5 protein-coding genes and 1 pseudogene are annotated in these 3,865 nt (G+C 33.3%); 3 read left to right on the top strand and 3 right to left on the bottom strand.

Annotated elements, in window-relative coordinates; translation table 11 throughout:
• The 3 genes from C1642_RS14740 to C1642_RS14730 form a co-directional block, all read left to right on the top strand.
• Nucleotides 1-768 (top strand): SDR family NAD(P)-dependent oxidoreductase (locus C1642_RS14740; protein ID WP_228153917.1); only part of this gene is annotated, 768 nt, incomplete at its 5' end.
• 85 nt (nt 769-853) lie between these two features.
• The gene (locus C1642_RS14735) at nt 854-1,066 is read left to right on the top strand and encodes a hypothetical protein (protein ID WP_000410751.1); all 213 of its coding nucleotides are present in this window, start codon (nt 854-856) and stop codon (nt 1,064-1,066) included.
• A complete protein-coding gene (locus C1642_RS14730; protein WP_103236504.1) occupies nt 1,063-1,764 on the top strand; it encodes a hypothetical protein in 702 nt (233 codons plus the stop codon). Before C1642_RS14735 ends, C1642_RS14730 begins: the two co-directional genes overlap by 4 nt.
• A 48-nt stretch (nt 1,765-1,812) precedes the next feature.
• Here C1642_RS14730 and C1642_RS14725 read toward each other — a convergent pair whose 3' ends face one another.
• From C1642_RS14725 to C1642_RS19605, 3 genes and pseudogenes are all read right to left on the bottom strand, one after another.
• On the bottom strand, nt 1,813-2,304 hold the full coding sequence (locus C1642_RS14725) for a phage antirepressor KilAC domain-containing protein (protein WP_103236503.1): 492 nt from the start codon (nt 2,302-2,304) through the stop codon (nt 1,813-1,815).
• A 92-nt stretch (nt 2,305-2,396) separates the two neighbouring features.
• A complete protein-coding gene (locus C1642_RS14720; RefSeq protein WP_103236502.1) occupies nt 2,397-3,494 on the bottom strand; it encodes a hypothetical protein in 1,098 nt (365 codons plus the stop codon).
• A gap of 223 nt (nt 3,495-3,717) precedes the next feature.
• Nucleotides 3,718-3,865 (bottom strand): annotated as a pseudogene (locus tag C1642_RS19605) (TetR family transcriptional regulator); the annotation flags it as partial.

Here is a 3,865-nt window from a genome sequence, read left to right as displayed (position 1 = left end):
CAAGCATTACAAGCCAAAGGCGCAAAACTAGCACTCCTAGATTTAGACCTTAACAAAGTTGAAAGTCAGGCAAAACAGCTAGGTGGACAAAGCATTGCCGCAGGTTGGGTGGCCGATGTACGCTCTTTGGAAAGCCTAGAAATGGCTATGGCAAATGCAGCTCAACACTTCGGTAAAATTGACGTGGTGATTGCAAATGCTGGCATAGCTTCAACCGAAGCACTAGAACATATGGCACCAGAAACTTTTGAAAGAACGATTGATATTAACCTTACTGGAGTATTTCGTACTTTTCGCGCAGCTATACCCTATGTAAAACAAACTCAGGGATACTTACTGGCTGTATCTTCAATGGCAGCTTTCGTCCACTCCCCGTTAAACACTCACTATACTTCGAGTAAAGCAGGCGTTTGGGCTTTATGTGATAGCCTTCGTCTAGAATTAAAATATTTAAATATAGGTGTTGGTAGCCTTCATCCAACTTTCTTTAAAACACCATTAATGGACAATATTCAAAATGACCCAGCAGGTAAAGCTGTGTGGAAAGGTAACTCGGGTATTTGGAAATATATCTCTATTGAGGAAGTTATCTCGGGTGTAGTTGAAAGTATAGAACGGCGTAAAGATATGACTGTTGTACCTAAAATAAATACTCCGATTGCTAAAGCACCCGCACTGTTTAGAAATGTGATTGAGTTTTTAGGTTTTAACCGTAAACAGCTTAAACAGACTATGCTCTTGGCAAAGAAAAACCATAATTCATTTTAGGTCTTTTAAGAGCGGTGATGCTACAATTTTTCCATACGCAACACTTGATCTTGTGCATAACAATCAAAGTTTAGGAAAAACACGTTTGGAAAAGGGAAAAGGCGTTTGGTCAACAGACAACTCTAAGAAGCCTGTAGGTCAGTGTAAGGTAACTCTACCTAAACCTGATTTAGCAACTATAGAAGCAACTTTAACTATGGGTTACACCGCAAAATTTGATGGCGGTACTGTTCGACCAAACCCACCTCACACTCGCTTCTCTTTTACTTTAAATTCAGCATCAAGACGTAAATCATGAATAGAAAATTAATCAGTACTATTGTTCTCATTTCTGTATTTGGAGTTACTGCTTGTAGCAAGGCATCAAATGAACAAACAAAGGTAGATACTACTGCGAAAAGCAGTTCTCAAAACGTAAAAACAGAATTATCAGCAAGTGATAAAGCGATTTTAGATAGATATGAAACAATCACAAATGAAGTTGTGACTTCTGGTGAAGATGAAAAGATAAAACAAGCTTTAGCACCTTTAATACCTGAAATTAAGAAAGTTACTGCCAAGAAACAAAGAGAAATGGCATTGATGAATATTTATATGCTGTCTGGTATGTATAAAGAGGCTTATGAGTTAAATGAGCAACAAATCAAAGAGAAACCCTTGCCTCAACGGATAATGTTTAGATGTACATTGCTTGAAAAATTAAATGAGGCCAAAGTAAAAATTCAACAGTGTCACGAAGCTTCTGCCCAACTCATACAAACCGAATTGAGTAAATCGACTAGCAAAAATGATCCCCAGTACAGAGACGCCGAATTTGTATATTTAACTGAAATGTATAAAGCTGGTCACACTGACTATAAAGCTAAAATACAGAAATTTATTGAGGAAACTAAGGATGTCGCATCAAAAGATAGATATAAATCTTTATATGATGCAGATGTTGAATCATTTTATGGTACTGATTCACCAAATTATGTACCAGAATCATTAAAGTAAAATTTAAATGAAAAGCCCCGAATATTCAGGGCTTTTTTATTGCCTAAATTATGTATTGTTGTTTCCTAGAAGCTTTGAAAGCTTGGTTAATCCCTTTGGTGTTACTCTCACCTGCTCCGTGATTTTAATCGTCCCATCGGGCAGCTGGATATCCTTTACTTTATGTTCTAAATATCCCGCTTTAATTTTCTCTTGATAAGCAACCCAATGTTTGCTGCCATGACGTTTGTAAATCCAGCTATTCATGTGAAGCCACTTATTAAATTTTTGCGGTTCTTGTTGTAGAGCTTTAGCAGCATCAGTTAGGCACATACTACCCTCCGCAGTAGCAATACGGTCAAATGCTTCCACTGTAGGTTGCATAACTTCAACTTTATATTCTAGTTCAATCACTTTTTCTGAATAGGTCAGTAAAGCATTACGTAAAATATTTGGATCTGCTAGTAATTGCATTGGATCGGTCGGTTGAATTTGTCCTGTTGCTACCGCGTCATCAGAAAAATTTATTAATGAATCATTTTTTAAAACTGTAATACTCATAAAAAAGCCTCATCATGGGGATGAGGCTAGTTTCACTTTTTTAGACATATAGTTCATTTCATTTGCAAAAAACAATTATATTTATGCAAAAATTATTTATCTATTTCATTGTTATTAAAAGGTTTAAATATTTTATTTGCGGATGAGAAAATTTTTTCCAGGGTACTTTTTGATAACATTGCATCAGTATTTTTCGTCATATCTTCAATATTCTGAGCTACTAAAGATTGAACTCTCTTTCCTCCTACTGCTCTTTTCCTTTCTTCTAAAAGAGCACCAATAATACATAAATATTTATTTTCGATTTGTTCTATATGATTGTCTGAACTTTTCCGCACATTATTTTTATTAATATTAACTTTATTTTCTATATCTTTTCTTAAGAAACCTTCATGTAAAATTCCCTCAATTAACGAAGGATCCGTATTAAATATTTCATTTCTCTTTTTTCCATATTTTAGATAAATTCCATCATCATCAACTAAAAAATTTAATATTTTATTAGGTATTGATAGGCCAAAATCACCTTGGATTTTACATAAAATTTCATAATCAGAGGTCAAATCCTCATCTAGAAACTTATAAATTCCGCTTGAAAATATTTTAATTTTTTTATCAGAAAATGCATAATTTTTTCCATTAATATGTTTAACTAGAATAGATTCTTTTATCATATTTAATCTATTTAATTCTTCCTTTTTACTGATGAGATCAAGATATTCACTATCTGTATTCATCATATCTTCTATATGATCTTTCATATCTATATAAGTTCTGATTTCTTTTTCGACAATTTTTACTTTCTCTTCATGAGTATATTGTGAATACTTCAACTCATTAAATATTTTTTCTTTTTTAAGTTTATATTCTTCTTTTCGCATTTTGTAATAAATGCGAGACCTTATCCGCTCTACCCGTTCACTAAAATTACAATTCTGATAAATACATTCGGGCTCTTCAGGATCGTAAGATCTTTCATAATCTGTTAATCGATAAAATTCATCTGCTTCAAATTGAGTTATTTCAAATCCTTTAATTACAGAAAACTCTGTCAATGCTTTCTTGACAATAGGAATACTATTTTCAAAGCAGTAAGTAAAAAACTCTTTATCATCGATTTCGGTATTTAAAATCTGACTCAACAAGTCTTTAGCTTGTTTAATTGATAAAAAATTTAACTCGTTACCCACTTATTTTAACCATCGACAATAAATTTATATATCTTTAATATACCTCAAATTGGGATATTTGTGGGGTATCTTTTTCACCATAAGTTACTGTATTATTTGGCCGCTTAAGTAGGACTTGCTAATTAGAGAACTTAATCTGTCTACTGTTTTAAGTTTTATACAGTGTTATATCAAAAATATCTAAAACTGCCCTACAGCATAAATCTTAATTACCTAAATACCCTCACCCCATTCCCCTCAAAAACACCTCAACCACCCTTTCATTAACTTCATCTGAACTTAAACGCTGAATAATTGTGCCTTCGATCATAAATAGAAATAATTTGGCATCGTTAAAAGAAGCATCGGTGTTAAGTGCTCTAAGCTGGCTA

The sequence above is a fragment of the Acinetobacter sp. AKBS16 genome (assembly GCF_002899995.1).
Classification (GTDB): Bacteria; Pseudomonadota; Gammaproteobacteria; order Pseudomonadales; family Moraxellaceae; genus Acinetobacter; species Acinetobacter baumannii.
The sequence above is the reverse complement of the archived record's forward strand: the minus strand, read 5'-3'. Positions and strand labels throughout refer to the sequence as shown.

Bases quoted from the DNA above. Each gene is read 5' to 3' on its own strand.
- C1642_RS14730 (WP_103236504.1), top strand. From the start codon at position 1,063: ATGAATAGAAAATTAATCAGTACTATTGTTCTCATTTCTGTATTTGGA.
- C1642_RS14725 (WP_103236503.1), bottom strand. From the start codon at position 2,304: ATGAGTATTACAGTTTTAAAAAATGATTCATTAATAAATTTTTCTGAT.